General features: G+C 63.5%; 2 pseudogenes. Both read right to left on the bottom strand.

The annotated features are described in order from the left end of the window. Nucleotides 1-132: 132 nt before the first annotated feature. A pseudogene (locus tag AC07OD_RS28080) lies at nt 133-396 on the bottom strand (integrase core domain-containing protein); the annotation flags it as partial. A gap of 98 nt (nt 397-494) precedes the next feature. Continuing rightward, nucleotides 495-832: pseudogene (locus AC07OD_RS28075) on the bottom strand (DUF932 domain-containing protein); the annotation flags it as partial. Nucleotides 833-1303: the final 471 nt, after the last annotated feature.

Here is a 1303-nt window from a genome sequence, read left to right as displayed (position 1 = left end):
CCAGGTGACGCAGCAGAACGCGGCCCTGGTGGAGGAAATGGCCGCGGCCGCCAGCAGCCTGAGCCAGCAGGCCCAGGGTTTAGTGGATTCTGTGGCTGTGTTCAAGCTGGATGCATGAACGCTACCCAGCAGCTAGCTGTGAAGAGTCAACAGGTTGTTTCCCGTTGGATCGAGTCTGGCCATGGGCACCAATCCACCAATGCCACCGTGCGGCCGGTGCCAGTTGTAGTGATGCTGCCAGCTTGCCAAGGCCACAGTTCGCTCAGCTGAGTTCTGGTAGCTCCAGCCATAGGCCCACGCGCGCAGCGCCGATTGAATGAATCGCTCTGCCTTGCCATTGGTCTGGGGTCGATAGGCCCGGGTGAACTTGTGCCGGATTCGCAGACAACTTCGTGCGCGTCGTGAGCCCGCACGCGAAAAATCACGCTGCGGTCGCTCAGGCGTTCTGCCCAGCCGCGCAGCCGCAGCGGCGAGCCCGGAGGGATCGGCCCCAGGTGGCTGCCGGTGCCGTCATGCGAGTTCAGCAGGATGATTTCGTTGGCCTCGCAGCCGTTGATCTGGCTGGCGTGTCGCAGCCGCAGCATGTGCTTGGTGAAGTCGCGCCGCCCTTCCTGCCGCACGCGGGTCTGGCACGCCATGAAAGGCTGGACGCTTCGCCGCGCAGCTTGTGCAGCACTGTCGCCGTAGGGATGTCGCTGTAGCGGTGCGAGCTGCTGTCGTGCGGGGCCGCCGTGAAGATGGATGGGTCCACCGTCCTGATCTGGTCATCCGACAAGGGCTGTTCCAAGCGCAGCACCGGCGAATACGATGCGAAACGGGATGCGAGTTGCATGTCTTTCTCCAATGAGGTTGGCTGTTGAAGAACCCGCGCCGGATTTCTAGATTCAGAGCTCTCCCCGGGCTTCCGGTGGGGTCGGCGCAAAGAACCAGGTCGACCTCGTTGTCACCGTCTTTCCTGAGTTCATCGCCCGAGACGTCAGGAGCCCGTGGACAGGGGCCGTCAAGGAAACAAGCGCCGGGTTGGTGCGGCCCGCAGGCGCCAGTCGAGGACACGGCCCGGCGCGTCTTGACGGCACATGGCCGGGGGCTACAGTCGCGGACAAGGTGATGGACTCGAGAATGACGGCGAGTGCGGCAAGGGTCGATGTCGGCGCCGGCACCACGCAAGCGAAGCGCGCAGCGCCGCCAGGCGCGTAGGCCGATGAGGCGCAGCCTTTTTCGGCGGTTGAATCGCCCCGGATTCCCTAGACACTTTTGAGCCGTTGGAAATGGCGTCTTTCGAACTCTACCGGTGAAGTATCTC

It is taken from the genome of Acidovorax sp. GW821-FHT10E03 (assembly GCF_059415205.1).
The sequence above is the reverse complement of the archived record's forward strand: the minus strand, read 5'-3'. Positions and strand labels throughout refer to the sequence as shown.